At 67.8% G+C, this 22,018-nt stretch carries 20 protein-coding genes; 14 read left to right on the top strand and 6 right to left on the bottom strand.

The window, feature by feature from the left end; all coding sequences use genetic code 11:
* The first annotated feature begins 79 nt into the window (after positions 1-79).
* Entirely contained in the window at positions 80-919 is an 840-nt protein-coding gene (locus ON39_RS44865) for a helix-turn-helix transcriptional regulator (protein WP_040743451.1), read from the top strand.
* A 105-nt stretch (positions 920-1,024) separates the two neighbouring features.
* Complete coding sequence (locus ON39_RS44860; RefSeq protein WP_040743449.1) at positions 1,025-1,279, top strand: hypothetical protein; 255 nt, start codon at positions 1,025-1,027, stop codon at positions 1,277-1,279.
* 80 nt (positions 1,280-1,359) lie between these two features.
* On the opposite strand, the gene ON39_RS44855 is transcribed toward ON39_RS44860, so the two are convergent.
* Positions 1,360-1,707, bottom strand: a complete 348-nt coding sequence (locus ON39_RS44855) for a DUF6463 family protein (protein ID WP_040743447.1) — start codon at positions 1,705-1,707, stop codon at positions 1,360-1,362.
* Positions 1,708-1,737: 30 nt separating this feature from the next.
* Between ON39_RS44855 and ON39_RS44850 the strand changes: the two genes are divergently transcribed.
* The 4 genes from ON39_RS44850 (at position 1,738) to ON39_RS44835 (ending at position 5,469) form a co-directional block, all read left to right on the top strand.
* Positions 1,738-2,328 carry a TetR/AcrR family transcriptional regulator gene (locus ON39_RS44850; RefSeq protein WP_040743445.1) on the top strand — a complete coding sequence of 197 codons (591 nt, stop codon included), beginning with the start codon at positions 1,738-1,740 and terminating at the stop codon, positions 2,326-2,328.
* 365 nt (positions 2,329-2,693) lie between these two features.
* Positions 2,694-3,176, top strand: coding sequence for a hypothetical protein (locus ON39_RS44845; protein ID WP_040743443.1), 483 nt, complete (start codon positions 2,694-2,696; stop codon positions 3,174-3,176).
* A 6-nt stretch (positions 3,177-3,182) separates the two neighbouring features.
* Positions 3,183-4,073 carry an AurF N-oxygenase family protein gene (locus tag ON39_RS44840; protein WP_083895108.1) on the top strand — a complete coding sequence of 297 codons (891 nt, stop codon included), beginning with the start codon at positions 3,183-3,185 and terminating at the stop codon, positions 4,071-4,073.
* Between the two features lies 1 nt (position 4,074).
* A complete protein-coding gene (locus ON39_RS44835; RefSeq protein WP_051187945.1) occupies positions 4,075-5,469 on the top strand; it encodes an FAD-dependent oxidoreductase in 1,395 nt (464 codons plus the stop codon).
* Here the strand turns inward: ON39_RS44835 and ON39_RS44830 are convergent.
* Positions 5,455-6,342, bottom strand: coding sequence for an aminoglycoside phosphotransferase family protein (locus ON39_RS44830; RefSeq protein ID WP_040743493.1), 888 nt, complete (start codon positions 6,340-6,342; stop codon positions 5,455-5,457). The two genes, ON39_RS44835 and ON39_RS44830, sit on opposite strands and share 15 nt — an antisense overlap.
* A gap of 161 nt (positions 6,343-6,503) precedes the next feature.
* On the opposite strand from ON39_RS44830, the gene ON39_RS44825 reads away from it, so the two are divergent.
* Both ON39_RS44825 and sigJ read left to right on the top strand, forming a co-directional pair.
* Positions 6,504-7,694, top strand: a complete 1,191-nt coding sequence (locus ON39_RS44825) for an NAD(P)/FAD-dependent oxidoreductase (protein ID WP_040743441.1) — start codon at positions 6,504-6,506, stop codon at positions 7,692-7,694.
* A 10-nt stretch (positions 7,695-7,704) separates the two neighbouring features.
* Positions 7,705-8,643 (top strand): RNA polymerase sigma factor SigJ, encoded by a 939-nt coding sequence (gene sigJ / locus ON39_RS44820; RefSeq protein WP_040743439.1) that lies wholly within the window; start codon positions 7,705-7,707, stop codon positions 8,641-8,643.
* Between the two features lie 158 nt (positions 8,644-8,801).
* Here sigJ and ON39_RS44815 read toward each other — a convergent pair whose 3' ends face one another.
* Both ON39_RS44815 and ON39_RS44810 read right to left on the bottom strand, forming a co-directional pair.
* Positions 8,802-9,710, bottom strand: coding sequence for a sigma-70 family RNA polymerase sigma factor (locus tag ON39_RS44815; protein ID WP_040743438.1), 909 nt, complete (start codon positions 9,708-9,710; stop codon positions 8,802-8,804).
* Positions 9,707-10,900, bottom strand: coding sequence for an NAD(P)/FAD-dependent oxidoreductase (locus ON39_RS44810; protein ID WP_040743436.1), 1,194 nt, complete (start codon positions 10,898-10,900; stop codon positions 9,707-9,709). The genes ON39_RS44815 and ON39_RS44810 overlap by 4 nt, the downstream gene beginning before the upstream one ends.
* Positions 10,901-11,075: 175 nt before the next feature.
* Here ON39_RS44810 and ON39_RS44805 point away from each other — a divergent pair, with 175 nt between their 5' ends.
* The 6 genes from ON39_RS44805 to ON39_RS44785 all read left to right on the top strand — a co-directional run bounded on the left by ON39_RS44805 (position 11,076) and on the right by ON39_RS44785 (position 16,260).
* The gene (locus tag ON39_RS44805; protein WP_085998380.1) at positions 11,076-11,471 is read left to right on the top strand and encodes a GNAT family N-acetyltransferase; all 396 of its coding nucleotides are present in this window, start codon (positions 11,076-11,078) and stop codon (positions 11,469-11,471) included.
* Between the two features lie 29 nt (positions 11,472-11,500).
* Complete coding sequence (locus ON39_RS44800) at positions 11,501-12,382, top strand: alpha/beta fold hydrolase (protein WP_040743431.1); 882 nt, start codon at positions 11,501-11,503, stop codon at positions 12,380-12,382.
* Between the two features lie 41 nt (positions 12,383-12,423).
* On the top strand, positions 12,424-13,329 hold the full coding sequence (locus tag ON39_RS44795) for an ADP-ribosylglycohydrolase family protein (RefSeq protein ID WP_040743429.1): 906 nt from the start codon (positions 12,424-12,426) through the stop codon (positions 13,327-13,329).
* A 548-nt stretch (positions 13,330-13,877) separates the two neighbouring features.
* Positions 13,878-14,114 carry a hypothetical protein gene (locus ON39_RS51115; RefSeq protein WP_246003217.1) on the top strand — a complete coding sequence of 79 codons (237 nt, stop codon included), beginning with the start codon at positions 13,878-13,880 and terminating at the stop codon, positions 14,112-14,114.
* On the top strand, positions 14,024-15,424 hold the full coding sequence (locus ON39_RS44790) for a flavin monoamine oxidase family protein (protein ID WP_051187943.1): 1,401 nt from the start codon (positions 14,024-14,026) through the stop codon (positions 15,422-15,424). The genes ON39_RS51115 and ON39_RS44790 overlap by 91 nt, the downstream gene beginning before the upstream one ends.
* A gap of 104 nt (positions 15,425-15,528) precedes the next feature.
* On the top strand, positions 15,529-16,260 hold the full coding sequence (locus ON39_RS44785; protein WP_246003215.1) for a response regulator transcription factor: 732 nt from the start codon (positions 15,529-15,531) through the stop codon (positions 16,258-16,260).
* A gap of 3 nt (positions 16,261-16,263) precedes the next feature.
* Here ON39_RS44785 and ON39_RS44780 read toward each other — a convergent pair whose 3' ends face one another.
* Positions 16,264-17,685: an FAD-dependent oxidoreductase gene (locus tag ON39_RS44780; protein ID WP_051187942.1), complete on the bottom strand. Its 1,422-nt coding sequence runs from the start codon at positions 17,683-17,685 to the stop codon at positions 16,264-16,266.
* Positions 17,678-22,018, bottom strand: coding sequence for a non-ribosomal peptide synthetase family protein (locus ON39_RS44775; RefSeq protein ID WP_083895107.1), 4,341 nt, complete (start codon positions 22,016-22,018; stop codon positions 17,678-17,680). The genes ON39_RS44780 and ON39_RS44775 overlap by 8 nt, the downstream gene beginning before the upstream one ends.

The following is a 22,018-nucleotide window of genomic DNA, read 5'->3' as shown; positions in this document are numbered from 1 at the left end:
AGTGTCGAGCCGGTTCCGGCACCGAGGCAGGCACCGGCGGTACCAGGATCGGCCGTCGCGCGACGGGCAGACTCGAGGTATGGACAGGCAGGAACTCGGGGCGTTTCTCCGTACCCGGCGCGAACGGCTGCGGCCGCCGGACGTCGGTCTCCCGGCGGGCTCACGGCGAAGGACACCGGGGCTACGCCGTGAGGAGGTCGCGGTGCTGGCCAATATCTCGACCGAGTATTACGTCCGGCTCGAGCAGGGCCGGGCACCGCGGCCGTCGGCGGAGGTGCTCGCGGGTATCGCAAATGCCTTGCGGCTCACCGACGCCGAGTCCGATCACCTCCACCTCTTGGCGGGCACCGCGCCGATCCGTAACGGACTGCATCGGCGCGATGTGCGGCCGAGCATCCTCGCGCTGCTCGAAAGACTGCCGCAGACAGCGGCTTTCGTAATGTCCGCCGTGTTCGAGGTCCTCGCGTGGAACGACCTCGCGGCCGCCCTCATGGAGAACTTCGCCGAAATCGCTTCGCCGGAGCGCAATCTCGCCCGCCGGGCCTTCCTCGGCCCGGCGCGCCCCGATGCTCCGCTCTACGGCATCTCGGACGCCGCGGAGTTCCGCCACCATGTCGTGATGCGGCTCCGCACCAGCCTCGCCCGGTATCCGACCGACCCCGAGGTGACCGGGCTCATCGACGAATTACGCACCGGCAGCGCCGAATTCGCACGACTTTGGCAACGCCACGGCGTACAGGGTGCGCCGATGCTCACCAAGACTCTCCGTCACCCGGTCGTCGGGGAGATCACTGTCGACTGCGACTCGCTCGCCCTGACCGACCGCGATCAGCACCTCGTGCTCTATAGCGCGCCGCTGGGGTCCCCCGCCGCCGACGCGCTGGCGCTGCTGAACGTCCTCGGTGTTATCTCGCCATGACTCTGCCCTTACGCCCGGCTTCCTAGTCTCGACGGTAGCGGCGGCCACACGGTTGCGGCTTCGACAACGGCGACGACCCGTCGTCGTCAACGATCGGGAGTGTGCATGAGCTTGTTCACCTTTCGCGGCGTCGCTGCCGCCGGAATCGCCGGGGCGGCCGCGGCCGTCGCATTGTCCGTTCCGGCCATGGCCGCCACTGACACCAGCATCGCGGCGGCCGGGCACCCGGGCATCGTGCTGAAGGCCGGCCCCGGCGATCCCGGCATGGGCCAGGGCGGATCCGGCGACCCCGGCATGGGCCAGGGCGGCGGTCCCGGCAACCCCGGCACCGGCGGTTCCGGCCAGCCCGGCATGGGTTAACGCACCAGGGTGGCCTGGTGCCGCGCCAGGCCACCGCGCCACCCGTGGGCTGAAAAGCCAGTGCACACAAGTCGATTCGGTTATCCGGCGGCGACCGGGACGCGGCGATGACGCATCCATCCGCGGAACCCGAAGAACAGAGGGATCAGCACGGTGAGGAATCCGGAGACGGGTTCGAAGATCAAGCCGAAGACGGTGAGGGCGGCGATCGCGGCGAGGACAGGGAGGGGCACGTAGCCGCGGGCTCGTTCCATCTCGATCACCGCGATCCCGAGACAAACCGCCGCGACGCCGAAAGCCGTGAACCAGAACGAGGTTTCGGACGGCTCCTTGCCTGCCGCCCAGATCGCCACGCCGAGCACGGTATGCGCCGAGCCGATGAAAGTGAACAGGGTGCCCGTCAGCGGGAACGTGGTTTTTGAATCCATATTCCTAAACTCTGCCCTAGGCTGTCCCGCATGGCAAGACCCCGGCGGTTCACCGATGACCAAGTGCTCGACGCGGCGCGCGATCTGCTGGCCGATCCGGCGACGACGCGGCCGGCCATCGCCGCGATCAGCGCCGCCTCCGGCATCCACACCGGGTCGATCTACGTGCGCTTCGCCTCCCGCGAAGAGCTGCTCGCGCGACTGTGGCTGCGCTCGATCCGGCGCTTCCACGTCGGGCTCATCGCCGCTCTGTCCGGACCCGACCCGCTGCTCGCCGCCGCCACCTACCTGCCGCGATACTGCCGCGAGGAGCCGACCGAGGCCCGTGCCATGAAGATGTTCCGGCGCGAGGAACTGCTCGAGACAGGCCCCGACGACCTGCGCGCCGATCTCGCCGCGGTCAACGACGCCATGAACGACGCGATGCGCGCCGCCGTCGTCGCGGAGTTCGGCGACGCCGACGAGCCACGCTCCACCATCGCGATGACCACCGTCAAAGCCATCCCCTACGGCCTGGTCCGTGAGTACATCGCCCGCGCGCTACCCATCCCGGAGTGGGTCGACGACGTCACCGCCACCGCGACGGCCGCCGTGATTCACAAGCTGCGCCAACAAGATTGACAACGCCGACGGCACGCTGTTCGACCTCGGCGGTTTTGGACGAGCGCCCGGCGCGAGGACGCCGCCGATCAGTGAATGGCGCGACCATGTGAAAAGCCCCGAGCTCGCCATCAATGCGCACCCATATGCACGCACGAAACATGTCAGCTATTTCCGAACGGTTGGTTTATACGGAATTGCCAACTCCGAGACGGGGTTACAAACGCCGATCGTAGGGTATATGTGGAGGAAGCCGAGGTTACGACGAAGTCCGGACTACGGCGATTCGGCCACTGCGCCGCGTAGCGGCCCGGAAAGATCTTCCTCATCCATTAGGCCAACGGCGGCCGACGATCTCGGCATCGGGCTCCAGCCGAAGGGAGATCATGGGCAAAACTTCCACCGAGGCGTCCCTCACCGTTGCGCAGATCGACGGCCGCGCCGCAGAACTGGAGAAGGTGCTCTCCGGCGAGAAAGCTATCGGTGAAACGCTCGACAAGCTGAAGTCCGGCGCCCGGAAGACGATCACCCTCGGCGTCAAAGAGTATGTCTTGTTCCCACTCCTGTCGGGGCCCTCCTTCGCCACCACATTGTTCGCCGACGTAGCGACCGAACTGATCCGCAACGTCTGGTCCTCCGGCATCATCCTGTGCGGACATCTCCCCGCCGGCCTCGCCACGTTCGATCCGGAGCGCCTCGACGGCGAGAGCAAAGGAGAACGGTACATCCGGCAGCTGCACGGAACGGCGAACATATCCGGAGGCCGGATCTTTCATGCTCGCTGCCGCCGGTCCACCGCTGGAAAATTTCGTTACCGAGCCTGCGCAGACGCGGTTCCGCTCCATCCGTCACGATATCGCGAGAGGTAACTGGTTATGGCAAAGACACGTCCGCCCAGTCTGACCGAGACGACGCAGATGCTGGTCGACAGCGCGGCGAAGATGTCGTTCGACATCGATAGGGATATCGACTGGGACGGCGTCTTCGACGAGACGCTGATGCACCTGCCGGAACATCGAATCGCCCTGTACGGCACCGAACTCTGGGACACGCTCAGTCGAGAGCAGAAGGTCGAATTCAGCAAATATCAGACGGCCTCGATGTTCACGATCGGCGCGTGGGTCGAGACGGTATTCATGCAGACGCTCTTGCGCGAAGTGTACTCCGCCGACCTGACGACTTCGGACGCGTGGCATCTCTATACCGAGGTCGGTGAGGAATGCAAGCACTCCACGATGTTCGGCCGGATCGTGGCGCGAATCGGCCGCTCGGACTATCAGCCCCCGTGGTGGGCACGCCAGCTCGGAAAGCTCCCGGGAATCTGGACGCCTCCGTTACTGGCGTTGGGCGTAGCCCTGTTCTTCGAGGAGTATTTCGACGCGATCCAACGCGAATCAGCCACCGACGAAGCAGTCCATCCGCTGACCCGGCAAATAAATCAGATCCATGTGGTGGAAGAATCTCGTCATCTGAAGTTCGCCAGGGCGGAACTGAACGAGCTGCTCTCCGCGTCGCCACTCGAACGCCTCCTGCTCGCACTCATCTACGGTCCCGTCATATTCGTGGTCCTCGGCTTCATGGTCGCGCCCGCGGCATACGAAGACGCCGGGCTCGATCCGAAGGCGGCCGCCGCGGTGGCCAAGAAAAACCCGTATTGGCGACAGACCCAACGCTGGGCCTCCGAGCAGGCCATGCGAACCTACGCCCGTCTCGGCATTCGCAATATCTTCGGTGACACTTTCTGCCGACTGGCCGGAGCACTGTGACATGGCGCATGTCATCACCGACGACTGCTGCAATGACACCAGCTGTCTCAGGGCATGCCCGCTGAATTGTATCCACCCGACCCCCGACGAGCCCGGATTCTTCGATGCGGAGACGCTGTTCATCGACCCCGCCACCTGCATCGACTGCGGGGCCTGCACCGACGCCTGTCCGGTGGACGCGGTTCGCCCGGAATGGAAGTTGCCCCTGACCCAGGCTCACCAGGCGGACCGCAACGCCGAATACTTCGCGACCAGGCCGGTGCCGTATCGATCGCTGGCTTCCGAGCCGCGAATGCCGGTTCTGCTGCCGCGCGACGGCGTGCTGCGGGTCGCGATCATCGGCGCGGGGCCGAGCGGTTTATACGCGGCGTCGGAACTCCTTCGCCATGCGCGGGTGCGCATCGACATCTACGAGCGGCGGCCGGAACCGGGCGGGCTCGTGCGCTATGGCGTCCTGCCCGATCAGCCGTCCACGAAATCTGTCATGCGCGAGTTCGGCGACGTTCTCGCCGATCGCCGGGTGCGCCTCTTCCTCGACACCGACTTTCGTCACCCGGACCAGCTCGCCGAATTGCTGAGTACCCACCACGCCGTCATCCTCGCGACGGGCGCGGTCGCCGGTAGGCGGCTCACTGTTCCCGGAAACGAGCTGGCGGGCAACATCTCCGGCGTCGAGCTGGCCGGGTGGGTCAACGGCCACCAGCTCGGGCCGCGGCAAGCACCCGATCTGTCGACGCCACGGGCGGTGGTGATCGGAAACGGCAACGTCGCTCTCGACGCGGCGCGCATCCTTCTCCTTCCACCGCGGGAACTCTCGGCACTCGCGCTCCCCGCCGATGCTTGGAAAACGCTGGCCCAGAGCCGGATTCGCGAGGTGGTGATCGTCGGCCGACGTGGACCCCGCGAGGCCGCGTTCACCGCGTCAACCCTCCGCGCGTTCTCGCGATACCCGGATATCGCGGTCCACGTCGACGCCGGACCCGACGAGCCGGTAAATCTCGATACCAGGGTGGTGAAGTTCCGGTTCTGGACCGAACCGCTCGCGATCGTCGGCGAAAGCACTGTCCGGCAGATCATTCTCACCTCCACGGCACGCCCGGAAAAGCCGGAGACACTGCCCACCGGGCTGATCGTCCATGCCATCGGCAATACCGTCGATCCCCCTGCCGATCTCGCTCTCGATCACGACACGGGCGCGGTGCGGCACCGTGCTGGACGCGTCATCGATGCCACCGGCCTGTACGTGGCGGGCTGGCTGAAGCGCGGCCCCCGAGGCAAGATCGGCGTCAACAGACCTTGCTCCAGGGAAACCGCCCTGTCGGTGCTCGAAGACTTCCGCGACGGCCTGCTACCCGGTCAAGCAAACCACCGACGAAACCGCTCAGTTCGCGGCTAGCACCCGTTCGAGGGTGGCGTAGCCCGCCGGCTCCCAGGTCGGTTTGCCCCCGGGCAGACCACGTCTACCGTTCTGCCCGACGTGGATCAGGCCCAGGGCGCGCAGGACGGCCCACCCACGAGCCCGGGCGATGGTCGCCTCATCCGCCTCCCCGTAGGCGTCGAAGAATCGCCCAGTCGCCCCGGCGGGCAACAGGATCCAGGCCGCCGAGAGATCGGTGGCGGGATCGCCCGCACACAGCTCGCCGAAATCGATCACCCCCGCGAGCATCCCCTCGCGCACAGTGACGTTCGCCGGATGCAAATCACCGTGCAACCACAGCGGAACGCCCCGCCAGGCCGGCGCCGCCAACGCTCGTCGCCAAACCTCCCGCGCGCCTTCGATTTCCGGATGGTCGGCGATGACCTCGACCCAGGTCTCGACCCCGTCCCCGACCTCGGCCAGCGGGATGCCGCGCGTGGGGTTGACCGGCGCGTCGGCGGGTGCTGGGACATGCAGCGCCCCAAGGAAATTCGCCAGTGCCTCAGCCGCGTCCAGCCGGGCGACCGGGGCGTGATCGGCCGGATCCCCGTGGACCCAGCGGGCGATCGTCCAGGTGTGCTCGAAAAGCGGCGAGGGCTCGCCGATTCGGACCGGGATGGGCGTCGGCAGCGGCAGGCGATCGGCCAACACCGGCAACCACTTCTGCTCGGTGCGAAGCAACGCGGGCGCGCGCTCGGTGCGCGGCAATCTGACGGCCAACTCCGGCCCGAGCCGCCACTGCTGATTGTCCCAGCCGCCCTCGACATCTCGCAGCTCGAGGTCGGCCAGATCCGGATGCTGATCCCGGAGCATCGCCCGCACCAGATCCTGCTCGAACCTGACCTCATCCATCAATCGGCCTCCCATCCCTGTGCACGCTAGCACCGGCCGATGCGGCAACCGAGTGGGCAGAGATGCCCGCGAAAGAGGGTGACCCACCTCACTGTTCGAGCCTGTCAGGAAATCGAGCGCTGTCTCGTTCAAGGGGCACGCGAACCAGACAGGAGCGAATCATGAAGCATCGCATCGTCGTCCTCGGAGCCGGATACGCCGGCGCCTTCTGCGCCGGATATCTGGCCCGCCGGCTCCACCCCGACGACGTCGAGATCACCGTCGTCAATGCCGAATCCGATTTCGTCGAGCGCTTGCGCCTGCATCAGCTCGCGGCCGGTCAAAATCTGCGCCACCGACCGCTGGCGAAAATATTCGCGGGCACCGGGATTCGGCTGCGAGTGGCGCGAATAACCCATGTCGACGTCGAGCGCCGGGCCGTCGACCTGGTCGACGGACAGGGCGTCGACCGGCTCGAGTACGACACCCTCGTGTACGCGCTCGGCAGCACCGCGGCCGATCACGGCGTTCCCGGCGTCGCCGAGCACGCCTTCCACGTGGCCGCGCGACCAGCCGCGCTGCGACTGCGCGCACGCCTGGACGAGCTGGGCGACCACGGAAAGGTCCTGGTGGTCGGCGGCAACCTGACCGCGATCGAGGCCGCCACCGAGATCGCCGAGGCCCATCCGGGCATCCCGATCGGCCTCGCCACCCGCGGGGAACTGGGCGGCTGGCTCGGCCCCAAAGCCCGCCGGCACCTGCTGCGCACCTTCGACCGATTCGGGATCGAGGTCCACGAGCACACCACCATCGCGCGCGTCGAGCAGGCGTCCGTCGTCGCCGCGGACGGCACCATCTTCGCCGCCGACACGACCGTGTGGACCGCCGGATTCGCCGTGCATCCGATCGCCGCCGCGAGCGGTCTCGCGGTGGAGGCCAACGGTCAGATCACGGTCGACCGTCACATGCGATCGGTTTCGCACCCCGGCGTCTACGTCGCCGGTGACAGCGCGTTCATCATCGCCGACAACGGCCTGCCGTTACCCATGTCCTGTGCCTCCGCCGGCTTCACCGGCACCCAGGCGACGGCCGCGATCATCGGCGACCTGACCGGGCGCAAGGTCGAGACCACCTCGCTGCCCTACGTCGGCAACCACATCAGCCTCGGCCGCAAGGACGGGCTCTTCCAGTTCGTCGACGGTGACGGCCGATCCATGCCTGGAGCACTGCGCGGGCGCCCGGCCGCGCGCGTGAAGGCAACGATCCTGGCGTTTACCGCTTGGAGCCTCAGGCACCCGACCCTGGGAAAGCCGAGCCACAGGTACCGCCTGGCGACCACCCGGGAGCACGCGCCCGAGGTGGTCGCCGCCTAGAGTCGTGCTGATGGACACCGCCACCGTGGCGCGTTTCGAGGCCAGCCGGAGTCGGTTGGCCTCACTCGCCTATCGTCTGCTCGGCTCGGCCGCCGACGCCGAGGACACGGTGCAGGACGCGTTCCTGCGGTGGCAGGCCGCCGACCGCGAGTACATCGAGGTGCCCGAGGCCTGGCTCACCAAGGTCGTCACCAACCTCGCGCTCGACCGACTGCGTTCGGCGAAAGTACAGCGCGAACGCGCAGTCGGCGCCTGGATGCCCGAACCGCTCCTCGACGGCGACCCCATGCTGGGCCCCGCCGACACCGCCGAGCAGCGCGAGTCGGTGACCCTCGCGGTGCTGACCCTGATGGAGCGGCTCTCGCCCGTCGAACGGGCCGTCTACGTGCTGCACGAAGCCTTCGCGTACACCCACGCCGAGATAGCCGGGATGCTCGGCATCACCGAATCCGCGAGCCAGCAACACAATAGCCGAGCGCGGCGGCGAATCGCCATGGCGCGCAACACCTTCGACACCGACGAGGCATCCACGCGACGAATCGTCGAGGCGTTCGTCGCCGCGGCCTCCTCGGGCCGGACCGAGAACCTGGTGGCGTTGCTGACCGACGACGCGACCGGCGTCTCCGACGGTGTCCGCGGCCTGGCCCAGCAGCTCATCCGATACACGGACCCGGCACGCATCGCCCGCGCGGTGCGGGCCGGATTCGCCCCGTCCTCGGCCAAGCGCAGACTCGCCGGTGGCTCGCCCTCGATCCATGCCTCAGTGGTCAACGGTTGCCCGGCCATGCTTCTCGCGCTGGACGACCAGATCTTGGCCGCGACGATCCTGGAGATCCGCGACGACAAGATCGCGGGCCTGTACGGGATCGCCAACCCGGACCGGCTCCGGCGGCTCGTGGCGCAATGGCGGCGGCGGGAGCACGAGACCTCGCTGATCGGATGGTGGTAGCGGACCCATCCACGGGCGCGACGGCACCGAATCACTTCCTGACGCACCCGCCAGGGTCCACGACCACGGCGAGCGCGTCAGTTCGGATACGAGTTGCCGAGGAGAGGGCGATCGCGTCATCTCCTCGGCAGCGCCGGCACCTCGCTGTGGTCGATGTTCTATTCGGTGCGACTGATCGCGCGCGGGATCTCGAGCGCGGCCAGTTTGTCGGGGTTGCGGATGCCGTAGCCGTTGACGATCTTGTCGCCGTCGATCTCGAACACGAGGACGGCCTCCAGTTTGTCCCCGATGAAGCAGGCGAGCGCCGGCTGGCTGTTGCAGTTCACCGTCTCGATTCGCACCTCGGGTCGCTCCCGCGCGTATCGGAAGACCGCCATGAGAATCGGGCCCACCCGCTCCGCGCCGACGAGCACCAGTTCGCGCAGCGCGGTCACCTTGCCGCCGCTGTCGGTGGTCCAGGTGATATCCGGCGCGAGCAACGACAGCAGGTCTTCCATGTTGCCGGTGGTCGCGGCGGTCATGAAACGTTCGGTGACCGCGGCGGTTCGGGCGGTGTCGACCGGAGCGTACCGCTTGCGCCGGGCCTGCACGTGGTTGCGGGCGCGGCGGGCGGTCTGATACACGGCGTCGACGGATTTCCCCGTGGCGGAGGCGATTTCGTCATAGTCGAAGCCGAACACCTCGCGCAGCACGAAGACCGCCCGCTCGGTGGGGGTGAGCGTCTCCAGCACCACCAGCATGCCCATCGAGACCGCCTCGGTGAGCACCACGTCGCTCGAGGCGTCGCCGTCGGCGAGCAGCAGCGGCTCGGGCAGCCACGGGCCGACGTACTCCTCCCGGCGACTCGCCCTCGCCCGCAACACATTCAGCGCCTGCCGGGTGACCAGCCGGGCCAGATAGGACTTCGTGTCCCGCACGGTGGCCAGGTCCACCTGCCGCCACCGCAGATAGCTGTCCTGCAGCACATCGTCGGATTCGGTTGCCGAGCCGAGGATTTCGTAGACGATGGTGAACAGCAGCGGTCGCAGGTGGACGAAACGCTCCGTGTGCTCGTCGGGGGCGTTCACGGCCGCGCGGCCGCCGCGGTCTCGGCGTCGCGCAGGCCTTTGCGCCGGCCCAGCCCCATGAACGAGGGGATCGCGCCGGGCTTGCGAGCCTCCTTGCGAATGGTTCCGATCGGGCCCGCGAGACCCACCCGCTCCTTGATCCATCCGCCCACGCGCCCGCCGATGTACATCGGCACAGGCGTGTCGTCGCGACGGCTGAACTGCATCGCACCCGCGCGGCGACCCAGGCCCACGGTGCACGCCACGAAAGCCACGTCCAGCACAGCGGGTTCGGAGCCCGCGATGCGGGCCAGCACAGTGTCGGCGGCCTGGGCGCCCAGCGGTTGAGCGGCATAGCAGCTCATTCGCAGCGGCCGGCCCGACGGCGCGACCGCGTCCCCGGCGGCGACGATGCGATCGTCATCGATGCTGGTCAGCGTCTCGTCGGTGAGCAGCCTGCCCAGTTCGTCAGTGCGAAGTCCGCTGCGCGCCGCCAGTTCCGGCACCCCGAATCCGGCGGTCCAGATCGTGAGCGCGCTGGGCAGCACCTCTCCGCCGGCCACGACGACGCCGTCGCACCGCACCTCCCGCACCCGCGTCTCTTCCCGCACATCGACTCCGTTCTCCGTCAGCCACTTCCGCACCGACCGCCGAGCCGGGTCAGCGAAGTTCGCCGCCAATTTACCGCTGTCTACCAGCGTGACCGCTCGACCCTGCTCGGCGAGCTCGGCGGCAGTCTCGACTCCGGTGAGCCCGCCGCCGACGACGACGATCGGCGCCGCCGCGGGCACCTCCCGCAGCGCGGCGCGCAGACGCTGCGCGTGTTCGAATTCAGCGATGGGATAAGCGAATTCGACCGCGCCGGGCACCGATGCGGGCACCGCTGCGGTGCTGCCGACGGCGTAGACCACATAGTCGTACTCGAGCTCGCGCCCCGAAGCCAGCTCTATCCTGCGGTCGGCGGTGTCGAGGCGGACGGCGCTGTCCACGATCAGCCGCACACCCGCGCCGAGCAGCGTGTCATAGCCGATGGCGGCCTCGTGGGCATCGGCCACGAACTGGTGCAACCGCATGCGCTCGATGAACTCCGCGCGCGGGTTGACCAGCGTGATCTCGACATCGCGACGCTGCCGCAGCCGATTGACCGCCACGGCGCCGGCGTAACCGCCGCCGATGACGACTACCTTGGTGATGCTGTTCGAATCAGTCATGCCCTCGAGACACGCCGCGCCCGCCAGATCTGACAGGAAGTGACGACCGTCACGTTACCGAGGGTGTTTTCCGCAGGTGGAGTCGAGTCACCGGCGGGTGTTCACTAGGAATGTGACGAGTGCGCCGGTTGCCGTGCGTGCCGCTGGGTCCGGCGAGCTGGCGGCTGTGTTGGCGATGGCTGTCGCGTTCTATGCCGAAGACGGGTTCAGCACCGGCGAGAAGGAGCTGCGGGACAACCTGACGACGTTGCTTGCCTCCTCGGCGGCGCGGGTCGCCGTGGCGTGTTCGGGCGATCAGCTGCTCGGATTCGCCATCACCACAACGAGTTTCGGACTGGAGAACGGACTGATCGCCGAACTCGAGGATCTGTTCGTGGTGCCGGGCGCGCGGCGGCGCGGGCTGGCCGGGCTGCTCATCGAGGATAGTGCCGGCTGGGCCCGGGAGCGGGGTTGCCGGTGTTTGGAGCTGGTGGTCGCGCCTAACGATCGAGAGGTCGGGCACCTGTTCGCCTACTATCGCGAGCGAGGTTTTCGCGACGATGGCCGCCGCCTGATCAGTAGGCGGCTCTGATGCGGCGGGTTTGGGGAGGATGGGGAATCGTGACCGAGGTGGAGCGGCACACGCAAGGGTCGGCGGAGTGGGTCGGGACTCGGGACGGGCGAAAGCTGTTCGCGATGGTTCTCGGTGAAAACGGCGGGACCACCGTGGTTTTCGAGGCCGGGGCGGGAGCGGGCCGGTCATCGTGGGCAACGGTGCAGCCCGAGGTCGGGAAGTTCGCGCGAGCGGTGGTCTATGACCGATCCGGGCTCGGGCGCAGCGCGCCGGATTCGGCGGGGCGAGAACTGGATCGGATGGCCGATGATTTGACCGACGTGCTCGACCATTTCGGGCCGGGGCCGTTCATCCTGGTGGGGCACAGCGCGGGCGGGCCGATCGTGCGGCTCGCCGCGGCGCGACGCCTCGATCGGCTCGCCGGTCTCGTGCTGGTCGATCCCACCGACGAGGCCGCCGATGTGTTGTTCGGGCGCGGTTTTCGGCGCATGGAGCGCGGATTCCTCGCGGCCGGTTATCTTCTCGCGCGGCTGAGATTGCTGAAGGTGCTGTTCCGCAAGCAACTGCGGAATCTTCCACCCGACGTTCGACGCGATATGGAGCGAGAAGCGTTCGAGCCCAGCGTACTTCGCACACAACGTCAGCAAGCGCGCACCTTCCTCGACGAGCTCGCCACCTGGCGCGACAACCCACCGGAGCACGGATCCGTCCCGATCACCGTCATCTCGGGCGCGCTGGCAGGCGACGGCATGAACGCCGCGACGCGCGCCGCCGCCATCGCCTCGCACGCGCACCGCGCCGACCGTTCCCCCCACGGCCGCCACGTCATCGCCGAGAATTCCAGCCACTACATCCCCCTCACCGAACCCGATCTGATCGTCAGCGAAATCGCCAGACTGCTGCCATCGGCGCAAAGCCCCGACGCATAGGTTGCATCCACTCCCGAAGATCGGCAGTATGGCCCTCACCCATGCCGATACCCTCCGACCCCGCCTCCGACAGCCTCGACGGCCTATCCGTCGGTGACGCCCTCGGCGCGCAATTCTTCGTCCCCGGCAGCTCCGTCCCCGATCTGCTCGCCGGACGCCTCCCCGCCGCCCCGTGGCCGTGGACCGACGACACCGAGATGGCCTGCACGGTCTACGCGGAGATCCGCAGCCGCGGCCACATCGATCAGGACGCGCTCGCGACCGCCTTCGCCCAGCGCTGCGAACCGTATCGCGGCTACGGCCCGGGCACAGTCGTTGTGCTGCACGAGATTCGCGACGGGCGGCCCTGGGCCGAAGCCGCGGCCGCCGCGTTCGACGGGCGCGGTTCGTGGGGCAACGGAGCCGCGATGCGGGTCGCCCCGCTCGGCGCGTACTTCGCGGACGACCTGGACCGCGCCGCCGCACAAGCGGCGCTGACCGCCGAGATCACCCACCGCCATCCGGAGGCGATCACCGGCGCGATGGTCGTCGCCGTCGCGGCGGGCCATGCCGCAGCCACGCGCGGAACACCTTGCACGCCAATCGATTTGCTGCGCGCAGTCGAACCGTACCTCATCGATGGCGGAACATCCGACGGCATACGCAGGGCGCGGAAGCTACTGGGCAGATCGGTCGCCGAGGCGGCCTACGAACTCGGCAACGGCGCACAGGTCAGCGCACAGGACACAGTCCCCTTCGCCCTGTGGACCGCGGCGACGTTCCTCACCGACTACCCCGCCGCCGTCACCGCCTGCATCGAGGCCGGTGGCGACGTGGACACGACCGCCGCGATAGTCGGCGGAATCGTGTCCGCCCATACCGGGGTCGGACGCCGAGGTGACGTAAGCGGGATTCCGGAGTCGTGGCTGCGAGCCCGAGAGCCCCTCCCGCCCCCGCACCCCCTCTAGGCAAACGCACGCGTGTCATAACGGCAAGCCATTATGCGAAACCCTAGAGGCAGTGCGGGACCTCAAAGGGCGCGCCGCGCGCGCTCAGTAAAGGGGCCCACCCACGCATACCAATCAAAGCCGAACACCCCAACAATTACTCACCCAGTCGCAAACTCCGACGCGAACGTTACCGCCCGCCCGCACAGCAACCCACCCACCGACCGCACACATACCCAACTGACCGGTTCGTTAGCTGAACACTCGCGATAGCACCAAATTAGCCAAAAACAAACCACCCGTCCGCCAAACCAACAGCATGCCACGTCCACTACCAACCAAGACGTGCACCAACACCCCACAACCCCAACACAAACCAACAAGTCGCCTACAGTTAGTTACACCCCAAACAGCACCCACAGTGTGATAACGGTCACACCACCCCAGGCAAACGCCATCCAGGCAGAGAGCCACCAACCACCCCCCACGAGTTAAATTCTGGCTACTGAAACTTGTTTGCTGCCCTACAAGTCAGTTGATACGATAATTTCATCCGACAATGGTTGAAGATGAACGATGACTACATTTTCCATCAGCGTGATGATTTTGTCTATGATTTCGGTTCAGAATACACAGATGAGCCGGTGGAAATCAAGCGCAGTTCACCGGAGGGAAAGCAGTGCAGGGGCTCACGCAAGAATACGTACGACATACCATGGACGGTGGTCTACCGTCCCAGAACACCATTGATTCCGTCATTGTCGTCGGGGCCGGCCTATCCGGACTGGCCGCCGCGTACGAGTTGACGAAACAGGGGACAAGAGTCACCGTTCTCGAAGCGAGTGATCGTCCGGGCGGTCGGACCTGGACCTACCGTCAGCCCTTCGCGGACGGCCTGCACGCCGAGGCCGGGGCGATGACAGTGACCGAACATTGTTCTTACACAATGCATTACCTCCGCGAGATGGGCGTCGACACCGCGCCGAGCGATCTGGTCGACACCGACTTCTCCTACTACCGCAACGGCGTCCGAATACGCCCGGACAAGATCGATGAACACGCCGAAGCCCTCGGTCTGCACGAGGACGAGCGGCACCTCACCGTCGCGGACCTGTTCGCCAGATACGTCACGAAGTTCAACGAGAACATCGGCTCCGAGGTATCGGCCCTGGACTGGACCCCGACCCCGAAATTGCTCGAGCTGGACCAGATTTCGGTGCGGCGGATACTGGCCGACCGAGGCGCCTCCCCCGCCGCGATCAGCCTGATCGAGCCGCTCTTCCTCGAAATGCGCGGCGGCGAACTGGAATCCGCCTCCGCCATGGCGTGGGCCCGCTACGAGTCGAGCCCGCGCTCGTTCTCCACCGCGGACGCCCAGTGGTACAAGGTCGAGGGCGGCACCGATCTCCTCGCCCGCGCCATGGCGGAGAAGATCAAAGACCAGATCCTGTACCGCAGGCCGGTAGTGCGCATCACGCAAAGCGATCGGGAAGCGCAGGTGACCTTCCTCGACCGCGACCGCCTACAGACACTGAGCGCGGACCGGGTCATCGTCACCGCGCCGTTCAGCAGCATGCGCAGGCTCAACCTGTCGATGGCCGGACTGTCCGCCGCGAAGCACGCGGCCATCCGCAAGCTGAAATACGTTTCCGTACTGCGCATCTACCTGCAGATGCGCAAGAAGTTCTGGCCGGAGCAACGGCTGATGTTGTCGACGGACACCCCGATCTGCACGGTCCGCGACGCCACCCCGCAGCAGCCCGGCCCGCGCAAGATCCTCGAATGCTGGCTCACCGGCTGGCCCGCACAGGCGGCGGCGAGCATGTCCGAGGACGAGAGGGTGAATTTCGCGCTGCGCGAGGCGGAGTCGATGTTGCCCGGCGCACGCGAGAATTTCGAGCTGGGCGCCTCCGTGGCGTGGGACAACGAGCCCTATGCCGGCGGCGCCTACGTCCTGCCGGAGGTGGGGCACAGCGAGCTGATGGAGCACACGAGGTCCCCCGAGGGGCGGATACATTTCGCAGGTGAGCACACCGCGTTCGAACCGAACGGCGGCTCGATGAACTACGCGCTCGAGTCGGCCATCCGCGTTCTCCTCGAACTATCTTCCGTCTGACATTTCCCCCGCCGTCGGCCGACTCGATGCAGGTCGAGCCGGTCGTCAACGTCGGCAAGCAAGAAAACAATTGAATCGCAATACCGGAAGGGAGGAGGAGCGCTTTGCTTCATCCGCGCTTGTTGATCGTAGCGGACTGTGAGGGTATCCAGGATACGGTCAACGACCTCAAACGGCACGGGTTCGATCCCGTGCCGGTCGCGACGGGGGCCGAAACCATGGCGGCCTACCCTGATTTCGATGTGGTGCTCATCGATCTCGACTTCACCGATTTCGACGGACTCACCCTGTGCCGGGAGATCCGCCGCGCCAGCGATATTCCGCTCATCGGATTCTCCTCCCTCGAGCTGGACCAGGTCCTCGCGCTGGAGGCCGGCTGCGACGACTGTGTCCTGAAGCCGTACCACAGCCGGGAACTCATGGCGCGCCTGCGCGGACTGCTGCGTCGCGTCCACATGATGTCCCAGCCGGCGCTCATCGTGGGCCAGCTGGAGATCGACTCGGCGCTGCGCGAGGTCAGGGTCGGCAATCGGCTGATCGAGTTGACGCGCAAGGAGTTCGAGCTGCTTCGCCTGCTCGCCACCGAGCCGCAGAAGGTGTTCTGCCGCGCCGAGCTGTTGCAGCGGGTGTGGGGGTACGACGACGTGGACGCCGAGGTGACGTCGCTGGCCAGCCGGACGATCGACACCCATTTGAGCAGCATCCGTAAGAAACTCGGCTCGCCGGACTGGATCGTCACCGTGCACGGCGTCGGCTTTCGCTTCAACGACGAGGCGACGCGGGGCAGGCCGGCGCCGGTCGCCGAGCCCGCCCGCGCCGGCGGAGCGGCGGGGTAGCCACTACCCCGTCCGCTTCGCCGGTGTCGTCAGCTGCCCCGGCGACGCCAATTGTGCTGCGCTGCCGTACAACTCGGCGAACTCGGCGATGATGGCGTCCTGCTCGGCCCGAACGTCGCGCCCGCGGCACAGCGAGTCCAGCACCGCGCTCGTCTCCTGATGCACGCGCTGCGCGGCGTCGTAGGGCATGTGGGTGAACGCCACCAGCTGGTACAGCGGCGTGTACAACTCGGGCCGCAGCTCGTGCAGCCGGCGCTCCAGCGCCCGCCGCGCCAGGAACCGCGGATCGTTCACGTGGTCGGACAGTTCGGCGAGGTTCTGCAACGACAGCTCCGCCAGCGCGTGACCGGCTTTCACCCGCACCGCGCTGTACTCGTCGACGACGACCTCTCCGACGGACGCGACGGTCCCGCCCTCGGCGCGCACCGCGGCCTGGAACTTCTCCAGCAGGCTCGCCAGCGTGGCGGCGTCCTCGAAGCTGCAGTTGATGCCCTGGCCGAAGAACGGGACGACGGCGTGCGCGGCGTCGCCGACCAGCACCGCGCGCCGATGGTGGTAGGGCGCACAGTTGATGATCCGCAGCCGGCCGGGGCTGCGCCCGGCGAGTTCCTCGCCGACCGCGGACATCCGGCCGAACACGTCGGGGAACTGCGTCGCGCAGTAGTCGCTGATGGCCGTCGCCGACGGCAGGTCCGAAAAGTGCCGCCGCGCACCGTCACTGGCCGTCGGCTTGAACAGACTGGTGGTGAACGTCTGGTCGCGGTTGGGCTGGGCCTGCAAGAAATGATCGCCGCGCGGCCACAGATGCATGCCCGTCGGGTCGGCGTCGCGGTAGTCCATGTTGATCTCGGCGTAGCCGTGCGCGATGGTATCGCGGGTCATCCACATGTCGTTCGGGTGCGCGGCGACGATGGCGTCGCGCACCGCGCTGTTGGCGCCGTCGCAGCCGACGAGCAGGTCGCCGGTGACCCAGGTCGACGAGCCGTCCCGGTCCCGCAGCAGCGCCGAGGGGCGCGCGGTGTCCACGTCGATGCACTGCTGCCCGTAGTGGATTCGGGCGCCGGCGCGTAACGCCTGGTCCCGCAACAGATCCTGGAGCACCCCGCGCGGGATGGACAGCAGGTGATGGTTGTCCATCGTCCCGTACGCCTGCGTGGAGATGGCGCCGTCGCGGTGGTGGATGATCCGCTTGGCCAGCACCGAACCCTGAAGGTAGAGGCGGCGTTTCACCGAGCGCGGCAGGCAGTCGAGCCCGCGCGAGGTGAGCGTGAGGTTGAACGAGTGGCCGGACCCGGTGCCCGACGACTCCGCCTGCCGTTCGAACAGGTCGACCTCCAGGCCCTGCCGCCGCAGCAGCGTCGCCAACGCGCAGCCGACCGGCCCGGCACCGATGATCACTACCGAGCGCATGGCCAATTCAGTCATTGTGGTCTCCTCCATGGGTGCGCCCGTCCGGCTGCGCGATGGCGCCTACGGCGCGGAAGTAGTCGAACATCCGGTGGATCCAGCCCGGATCCGCCTGCGGATAAGGGCATCCGACGTCGGCGAGGGCCCGCCGGGATTTCTCGTTGTCGAACGAGTGCGCGCCCAGGCGCATCACGCCCTCACGCATGAGGGGCACCAGGGGGCCGAGTCCCCTTCGCTCGTCGTCGGTTTCGGCCGCCTGTCGTTCCAGCGCCGCCATCCACTCGGACCCGCTGGTCGGGTCCGTCGCGTAACCCTCGTCGCGAATGGTCTCGAGGATCACCGGCCAGGTGAGACCGTCGGGGTGGTAGAGGTGCCAGTTCTCGTTGTCCGGCTTGTCCTCGGACAGCCGAATGATCGCTCGCGCAACGTAATCCACCGGCAACAGATCGATGGCCGGCGTCTCGGCGATGTCCTCCGGGTAGCAGCCCAGCAGCGCGAAACCCTTCATCTGCAACCAGAAGAAGTCATCGTGCCGGCACGCGCCCGTTCTCCGGTGGCCGGCGATGCGGCCGACCCGGTGCACGGTGACCGGCAGCCCGGCCGCCCTGGCCTGGAGCGCGAGCTGCTCCGCGACCCATTTACTCTGCGAGTAACCGATGCCCAGCGACGCGGGATCGCCCGGCACCGTGTCCTCTCCCACCCGGCCGGACGTGGAGTCGGGCGGGAAGACGCCGAGCGTGGAGATCAGCCGCAACGGCGTGCGATTGAGCGCGCAGAACTCGAGCAGATGGCGCAGTCCGTCCACGTTCGTGCACTTGACCGTGTGATACGGCACGACGAAGTTGATGTGCGCGGCCGCGTGATAGACCTCGCTCACGTCGCGCGCCAGCGCCTCGTAGTAGTTGCCGAGGCCGAAGCCCGGCTCGTCCAGGTCGCCGAGGACCACCTCCACCTCGTCCAGGCCGGAGGGGTCGAGGGCGAACTTGCGGAATGTCCGGCGCAGCCGGTCTCGCGCGTCCGCGACGGTTTCGCCGCGCACCAGGCAGCGCACGCGGTGCCCGGTGCGCTGCAACTCGTCCAGCAGGTGGCTGCCGAGGAAACCCGTTGCGCCGGTAAGGAATACGGTGCCGTTCTCCGGTTCGTACCGCTCGCCGACGACCAGGTCGTCCAGCCGGGCGTCCGCGCGCAGGTCGGGCGCGGCGGCGGCATTGCGGTCGGCGAGGCTCTTGATCATCCCGCGCGGCGTCGGCGTGCTCAGCATGGTCGACAGCGCGACGTCGGTGTGGAAACGGCGCTTGACCAGCCGGTGCAGGCGGGCGGCGAGCAGCGAGTGGCCGCCGAGGACGAAGAAGTCGTCCTCCGGCGTGGCGGGGCGGTGGCCGAGCACCTCGGACCACAGCTCCGCCATCGTCCGCTCCGAATCGGTCCACGCGACATCGGCGTGCTCGCCGGGGTCGGGGGCGGACTCGACGGGCAGTTCCGCCAGGGCGCGGCGATCGGTCTTACCGTTCGGCGTCACCGGGATGGTGTCGACGCGCGTGACCTGCCGCGGAATCATGTACCCCGGCAAGACGGCGCCGACACGGGCGCGCCAATCGGCGGGCGGCTCCTCGGCGCTCTGCACGAACGCGCGCAGCGCGCGGTCGCCACCGTCGGACACCACGATCACGGCCGCCGCGTCCACGTCGAGTTCGCGCTCCAGCGCGGCCTCGACCTCGCCCGGCTCGACGCGGTAGCCGCGAATCTTGACCTGATCGTCCTTGCGGCCCCGATAGTGCAGGCGCCCAGCGGGATCCAGCACCACGATGTCGCCGGTGCGGTACATCCACTGGCCGTCGACGAACGGATCGGGGACCATGGCCTCGCGGGTCTTGTCGGGCAGGCCGATGTATCCCGGCGAGATGACCGGTCCCGCAACGCATAGCTCGCCCTCCACGCCGAACGGCGCGGGCCGGTCGGCGCCGGCGGAGTCCGCGTCGAGCACGTACGCGTCGACGCCCGCGACCACCCGCCCGATCGACGGAATGGTCGGCCACCCATCGGGATCGGCGGGCAGCGCTTCCCAGCTGCACAGGTGGGCCTCCGACGGACCGTAGGCGTTGATCAGCCTGGCGTTCGGATTCCGCCGGAACATCGCCCGCACATCGCCGGTGATCACCAGCCGCTCGCCGGTGACGTACACCTCGCGCAGATCGGGCAGCTCCACCTCGGAAGTGCGCAGGACGGCGGCCAATTCGCGCAGGGTGACGTACGGCAGATAAGCCCGCTCGACCCGTTCCTCGGCGAGCAACTGCACCAGCGCCTCGAAGTCGGTGCGGGCGTGCGCGGGCGGAATGACCAATGTGCCACCGTTGCAGAGGCTTCCGAAGACCTCGATGGCGAACACGTCGAACGCCGGCGGCATGTACTGCAGCGTACGCATCCGGCGATCCGAGGTGAAGATCGCCTGGTTGTGCACGAGATTGGCGAGGGTGATCTCCGGAAGCCGGACGCCCTTGGGGCGACCGGTGGAGCCCGAGGTGTACACGATGTAGGCCGTGTCCTCCGGCGTCTTGCGCGGTTCCTCGAAAGTGGCCAAGGCGGTGTTCATCTCGGCCAGCGACAGGACGTCGAGATCCGCGGGCAACGACGCCGTCTCGATGTCCGGATCACGCACGAGAATCGTGGCGCCGGAGTCGGTCAGCGTGAATTCGATGCGCTCCCAGGGCTGCTCGGCATCGAGCGTGACGTAGGCGCCACCCGCCCGCAGGATCCCGATGACCGTGGTGATCAGGTCGAGGCCCGGCCGCATCAGCACGGCGACCGGCTGCCCGTCGCGAACTCCCTTGTCTACCAGGCACGCCGCCACCTCGTCGGCGCGCTCGGCCAACTCGGCATAGGTGGTCGTCGCGCCGTCCACCCTGATCGCGGGGTCCCTGCCCGCCGCCGCGGCGCTCGCCGCGAACAGGTCGGCGGTCAACTCGGTGCCCAACTCGGGGGCGTCCGTCCGGCGCGCGCACAGCTCGGCGATGGCCCGCCGTTCGTCGTCGCTCATCCAGCGCAGGTCGTCGACGCGCTCGTCCGGGTCGTGCAGCACGCTGTCGAGCAGCGTTTCCAGGCGCTGTGCCAGGAAGGCGGTGAACTCCTCGCCGTCGGCCGCGGCCGTCGCGTGCTCGACCACGAGCGTGAAGTGGTCCGGCGTCTCGTCCACCAGAACCGCCAGATCGTACTTGGCGCCGCCCGGCTCGTGCTCCCATGTCTGCACGCCCCAGTCGGGCAGGTCCAAACGGCGTGCGGCGGCGGGCATTACGGTGACCATCACGTTGAACAAGGCCCCGTCCTGGCTGCCGCCCGCCGCGCGCAGCTCGGCCAGCACCGCCTCCAGCGGCGCGTGCCGGTGCCGAAGCGCCTCGAGCACTTCGCGTTTCACCGCGCGCAGCACATCGCGAGCGGACGAGTTGCCGTCGAAATGTTGTTGCAGCACAACGGTATTGGTGAGATGTGCGAGTACCTCGGCGTCGCCCGTGCCGCGCACGGAGACCGGGAGGCCGAGCAGCACGTCGTCCTCGCCGGTCTGCCGATGCAGCAGCACGAAACTGAGCGCGACGAAGAACATGCTGGTGGTGACGCCCTCCGCGGCGCAGAACTCACGCACCCGCGCCGACAGCCGCGCATCCAGTTTCAGCTCGCGCGTGACGTGCCGCGCGGGCCCCTCGGCGGGCAGCCCGAGCGGGGCCGCCGCCGGGGCATTCGTCAGCTTGTCGCGCCAGTATCGCAGCGTCCCGGCCTCGGAAGACAACTCCGACCAGCGCTCGTATGCCTCGATGGCCTGCCGCCGATCGCCCCGCGCCGGCTCCTCGCCGCGACGCAGCGCCGTGTAGGCCGCCTCCAGCTCGGTCAGGTACGGCTTCCAGGACATGCCGTCGAAGACGGTGTGGTGGATGTTGAACACCAGCACGCTGCGGTCGTCGCCCAGGCGCAGGTGACGCACCCGGGCGAGCGGCCCGGCGCGCAGATCGAAAGCGGCGCAGGCGATCTCGGCCACCTGCTCGGCGATCCACGCGTCGGCGTCGTCGTCCGGGTGGTCGCGCGCGTCGACCTCCGGCGCCAGCTCGCGGTGCACCACCTGCCGCAGCTCGCCGTCGGCGTCCATCTCGAAAGTGGTACGCAGCGCGGCGTGTTCGCGGTGGACGAGGTCGAGCGCCGCGACGAGATACTCGTGCTCGAGCCGAATGCCCAGCCGCAAGACCAGCGGCTGGTTGTACGCCGTCGGATCGGCTCCGTAGATGCTGTCGAACCACAGGCCGGGCTGGGCCGGCGACGCGGGCAGGCGCTGCGCGCCGTTCGCGGTGTGTTGATCGGTAGCTGTCAT

The organism is Nocardia tenerifensis NBRC 101015 (genome assembly GCF_000308715.1).
Classification (GTDB): domain Bacteria; phylum Actinomycetota; class Actinomycetes; order Mycobacteriales; family Mycobacteriaceae; genus Nocardia; species Nocardia tenerifensis.
The sequence above is the reverse complement of the archived record's forward strand: the minus strand, read 5'-3'. Positions and strand labels throughout refer to the sequence as shown.

Bases quoted from the DNA above. Each gene is read 5' to 3' on its own strand.
- ON39_RS44825 (WP_040743441.1), top strand. From the start codon at position 6,504: ATGAAGCATCGCATCGTCGTCCTCGGAGCCGGATACGCCGGCGCCTTC.
- ON39_RS44835 (WP_051187945.1), top strand. From the start codon at position 4,075: ATGGCGCATGTCATCACCGACGACTGCTGCAATGACACCAGCTGTCTC.
- ON39_RS44810 (WP_040743436.1), bottom strand. From the start codon at position 10,900: ATGACTGATTCGAACAGCATCACCAAGGTAGTCGTCATCGGCGGCGGT.
- ON39_RS44775 (WP_083895107.1), bottom strand. From the start codon at position 22,018: ATGACAGCTACCGATCAACACACCGCGAACGGCGCGCAGCGCCTGCCC.
- ON39_RS44865 (WP_040743451.1), top strand. From the start codon at position 80: ATGGACAGGCAGGAACTCGGGGCGTTTCTCCGTACCCGGCGCGAACGG.
- sigJ (WP_040743439.1), top strand. From the start codon at position 7,705: ATGGACACCGCCACCGTGGCGCGTTTCGAGGCCAGCCGGAGTCGGTTG.
- ON39_RS44845 (WP_040743443.1), top strand. From the start codon at position 2,694: ATGGGCAAAACTTCCACCGAGGCGTCCCTCACCGTTGCGCAGATCGAC.
- ON39_RS51115 (WP_246003217.1), top strand. From the start codon at position 13,878: ATGAACGATGACTACATTTTCCATCAGCGTGATGATTTTGTCTATGAT.
- ON39_RS44860 (WP_040743449.1), top strand. From the start codon at position 1,025: ATGAGCTTGTTCACCTTTCGCGGCGTCGCTGCCGCCGGAATCGCCGGG.
- ON39_RS44830 (WP_040743493.1), bottom strand. From the start codon at position 6,342: ATGGATGAGGTCAGGTTCGAGCAGGATCTGGTGCGGGCGATGCTCCGG.
- ON39_RS44855 (WP_040743447.1), bottom strand. From the start codon at position 1,707: ATGGATTCAAAAACCACGTTCCCGCTGACGGGCACCCTGTTCACTTTC.
- ON39_RS44795 (WP_040743429.1), top strand. From the start codon at position 12,424: ATGCCGATACCCTCCGACCCCGCCTCCGACAGCCTCGACGGCCTATCC.
- ON39_RS44790 (WP_051187943.1), top strand. From the start codon at position 14,024: ATGGACGGTGGTCTACCGTCCCAGAACACCATTGATTCCGTCATTGTC.
- ON39_RS44840 (WP_083895108.1), top strand. From the start codon at position 3,183: ATGGCAAAGACACGTCCGCCCAGTCTGACCGAGACGACGCAGATGCTG.
- ON39_RS44850 (WP_040743445.1), top strand. From the start codon at position 1,738: ATGGCAAGACCCCGGCGGTTCACCGATGACCAAGTGCTCGACGCGGCG.
- ON39_RS44805 (WP_085998380.1), top strand. From the start codon at position 11,076: ATGGCTGTCGCGTTCTATGCCGAAGACGGGTTCAGCACCGGCGAGAAG.
- ON39_RS44780 (WP_051187942.1), bottom strand. From the start codon at position 17,685: ATGACTGAATTGGCCATGCGCTCGGTAGTGATCATCGGTGCCGGGCCG.